The following is a 4,230-nucleotide window of genomic DNA, read 5'->3' as shown; positions in this document are numbered from 1 at the left end:
CCTCGTTCGGGATCAGCGGCACCAACGCCCATGTGGTGCTCGAACACGACCCGGCCACCGCCGAGTCCGAGGGCCCCGCCGCCTCCCTGCCCGCCGCCTCGTCGCCCGACCCCGGCATCCCCGCCCCCTGGATCCTCTCCGCCCGCGACCGGGCCGCACTGCGCGCGCAGGCGGCACGGCTGCGCGACCACCTCGGTGACGCCCCCGACCCCGACTCCGCCTCCGTCGGCTGGTCGCTGGCCGCCACCAGGACCGCCTTCGAGGAACGGGCCGTGATCCTCGGCGACACCGTCGAGGACCGCATCGCCGGCCTCGCGGCGCTGACCGACGGCCGGGCGGACGACGGGGACGCCCTGGACGTGATCACGGGCAGCGCCGCCACGGCGGGCCGCACCGCGTTCCTCTTCACCGGACAGGGCGCCCAGCACCTGGGAATGGGCCGGCAGCTGTACGGCTCCCACCCGGTGTTCGCCGCCGCCCTCGACGCCGTGTTCGAGGCGTTCGACGGAAAGCTGGACCGCCCGCTGCGCGAGGTGATGTTCGCCGAACCGGACGGCCCCGACGCCGGATTGCTGCACCTGACGAGCTACACCCAGCCCGCGCTGTTCGCCGTCGAGGTGGCGCTGTTCAGGCTGCTGGCCCACCACGGCACGACCCCGGACCTCCTCGCCGGGCACTCCATCGGCGAGCTGGCCGCCGCGCATGTGGCGGGCGTGCTGTCGCTCCAGGACGCCGCGACGCTGGTCGCCGCCCGCGCCCGGCTGATGCAGGCCGCCCGCTCCGACGGCGCGATGATCGCCGTACAGGCAGAGGAGGAGGAAGTCCTCCGGTCACTGGCCGGTCATGAGGACACCGTGAGCATCGCCGCGGTCAACGGCCCGCACTCGGTGGTCATTTCGGGTGACGAGTCCGCCGTCGAGATCGCCGCCGCCTGGCGTGCGCGGGGCCGCAAGACCAGCAGGCTCAAGGTGAGCCACGCCTTCCACTCGCCGCACATGGACGGCATCCTCCAGGAGTTCCGCGACGTGGCCGCCACCCTGCGGTTCAACCCGCCGGCCATTCCCCTCGTCTCGACCGTGACCGGCCGGACCGCGACCGCGGAGGAACTCACCTCCCCCGATTACTGGAGCGGACAGATCCGCGCCACCGTCCGCTTCCTGGACGCCGCCAGGGAACTCGGACGCCAGGGTGCCACCGTCTTCGTCGAGATCGGCCCCGACGCCGTCCTCACCGCGCTGACCGAGAGCGCCCTGGAGGAGGACGTCACCGCCGTGGCGCTGCTGCGCCCCGGCCGCCCCGAGTCCGAGCCCGTCCTGGTCGCCCGCGGCATCGCTCGCGCCCACACGGCCGGCGCACCCCTGGACGGCACCACGTTCTTCCCCGGCGCCGAACCCGTCGACCTGCCCACCTACGCCTTCCAGCGCGAGCACTACTGGCTGGCCCCGCAGGCACCCACCGACGCGCGCAGCCTCGGACTCGACACCGCCGACCACCCCCTGCTGGCCACCGCCGTCGAGCTCGCGCAGAGCGACGACGCCGTCCTCACCAGCCGTATCTCGCTGAGCAGCCACCCCTGGCTGGCCGACCACGTCATCACCGGCACCGTCCTGCTGCCCGCCACCGCGTTCCTGGAACTGGCCGTCGCCGCGGGCAGCCACCTCGGAGTCCCGTACGTCGACGATCTCACCCTCGAAGCGCCGCTGGTCCTCGCGGCGGGCGAGGCCGTACGCGTCCAGGTGGCCGTCGCCGCGCCGGACGCGACCGGCGCCCGCGCCTTCACCATCCACGCCAGCCCGGACACCGACGCGGCCGCCTCGGACGACCACACACGCCGGTGGACCCGGCACACCTCGGGCACCCTCACCCCGGCGGCCCCCGCCGCCGAGGACCCCGGCCACCTGACCCAGTGGCCGCCCGCCGACGCCGTACCTCAGCCCGTCGAGGACGCGTACGACCGTCTGTCCGCCCTCGGCTACACCTACGGCCCCGCCTTCCGGGGACTTACGGCGGCCTGGCGCGACGGCGACGACCTCTACGCCGAAGTACGGCTTCCCGCGGGACCCGGCGAGGCCGCCGCCCGCTTCGGACTGCATCCCGCACTGCTCGACGCGGTGCTGCACCCCTTGGTCCTCGACGCGGCCGTCGAGGGCGAACACGACAGCATCCGGCTGCCGTTCGCCTGGTCCGGCGTCGCCCTGCACGCCACGGGCGCCACCGAACTCCGGGTGCGGATCAGCCCCAACGGCACCGACACCGTCAGCCTCACCCTGGCCGACGGCACCGGTGCGCCCGTCGCCGACGTGGAGTCCCTCACCCTGCGCCCGGTCGCCAGGGAGAAGCTGGCCGCGACGGACCGCGGTGCGGCCGACGGACTGTACGAAGTGCGATGGCCGGTCGTCACCGCGCCGCGGGCCGACTCCGAACCGACCTGGGCAGAGGCCGGAGACGGCCTCGCGGACGTCGACGCGGCCGACGTGATCACCGTCCGGCAGTACGGCGCGCCTGCCGTCGCCGCCGCTCACTCCTCGAACTCCAAGGATTCCTCCAACTCCACGGACTCCTCGGCGTTCTCGGGCGGTGGGCACGCGGCGACGCTGCGGGTCCTGCGCCTGGTCCAGGAGTTCCTGGCCGACGAGCGGTTCGCCGACTCCCGTATGGCCGTGGTGACATCCGGCGCGGTCTCCGCCCTGCCCGGCGAGGACGTCACCGATCTGGCCGCGGCCCCGGTGTGGGGCCTGGTCCGCTCGGTGCAGTCGGAGCACCCGGACCGCCTCGTCCTGGTCGACCTGGACGTGGACCCGGACGACGAGGCCGGCGCCGACGACCTGCTGGCCGCCGCCCTCGCGACCGGTGAGCCGCAAGTAGCCGTACGAGGCGGGGAGTTGCGGGCCCCCCGGCTTGCTTCCGCCCCCGTCGCCGTGGCCGGTGCCGGCGCAGACAGCGCCCTGCCCGGCCTGGACCCCGACGGCACGGTCCTCGTCACCGGTGGCACCGGCGGTCTCGGCGCGCTCTTCGCCCGCCACCTCGCGACCCGGCACGGGGTGCGCCACCTGCTGCTGACCAGCCGCCGCGGACCCGACGCACCGGGCGCCGCCGAACTGGCCGCCGAACTGGGCGAGTCGGGCGCCACCGTCCGTATCGAGGCAACCGACGTCTCCGACCGGGAGGCGCTCGCCGCACTCCTCGGCTCGGTCCCCGAGGCCCACCCGCTGACCGCCGTGGTGCACACGGCGGGTGTCCTGGACGACGCGACGGCCCTGTCGCTGACCCCCGAGCGCCTGCACACCGTGCTCCGGCCGAAGGCGGGCGCCGCCCGGCACCTGCACGAGCTCACCAGGGAACTGGCCCCCGGGCTGCGGGCGTTCGTTCTCTTCTCCTCGGTCTCCGGCCTCATCGGCACGGCGGGCCAGGCGAACTACGCGGCCGCCAACACCTCGCTGGACGCGCTGGCCCAGCACCGCCGCGCCCACGGCCTCCCGGCCACCTCGCTCGCCTGGGGCCTGTGGAACGGCGAGCACGGCATGGGCGGCACGCTCACGGCAGCGGAGACCGCCCGCTGGGAGCGGGCCGGAATGCCCCCGCTCACACCCGAGCAGGGCCTCGCCCTCTTCGACCGGGCCCTGTCCACGGACGCACCGCTGCTGGTGCCCGTACCCCTGAAGCTGTCCGGGTTCGGATCGGCCGGCTCCGACGAGCCGCACCCGCTGTTCCGCGGCCTCGTCCCCACCCGCACCCGCCGCGCCGCACGGGCCGAGCGGGAGGGCGCACAGGACTCGGCCTGGGCCGAGCGGATCGCCGCGCTTCCCGCGGAGAAGCGGAAGGAAGCGGTCGTCGACCTCGTACGCGCCAAGGTCGCCGCCGTGCTCGGGCACTCCGGAGCCGCCTCGATCGCCCCCGACCGCGCGTTCACCGACATCGGGTTCGACTCGATGAGCGGGGTGGAACTGCGCAACCAGCTCGGCCGGGCCACCGGCCTGCGCCTGCCCACCACCCTCGTCTTCGACCACCCCGCGCCGGCCGCGCTGGCCGCCTATCTGCTGACCCGGGTCGTGACGGAGAAGACCCCCGCGGCAGCGGCGCCCCGGCGCCGGACCAGGGCGGACGAGCCGATCGCGATTGTGGGGATGGCGTGCCGTTATCCGGGTGGGGTGGCGTCGCCCGATGATCTGTGGCGGTTGGTCGCGGACGGTGTGGACGCGGTGAGTGAGTTTCCGTCGAACCGGGGTTGGG

General features: G+C 74.7%; 1 protein-coding gene. It reads left to right on the top strand.

Features of this window, described 5'->3' with window-relative positions:
- Window positions 1–4,230 (top strand): SDR family NAD(P)-dependent oxidoreductase (locus ACTWQR_RS55325; protein WP_443234947.1); only part of this gene is annotated, 4,230 nt, incomplete at both ends.

The organism is Streptomyces sp. 2A115, from assembly GCF_052245575.1.
GTDB lineage: Bacteria > Actinomycetota > Actinomycetes > Streptomycetales > Streptomycetaceae > Streptomyces.
Note: the sequence above shows the minus strand (reverse complement) of the source record. Positions and strands in the feature narration are given on the sequence as shown.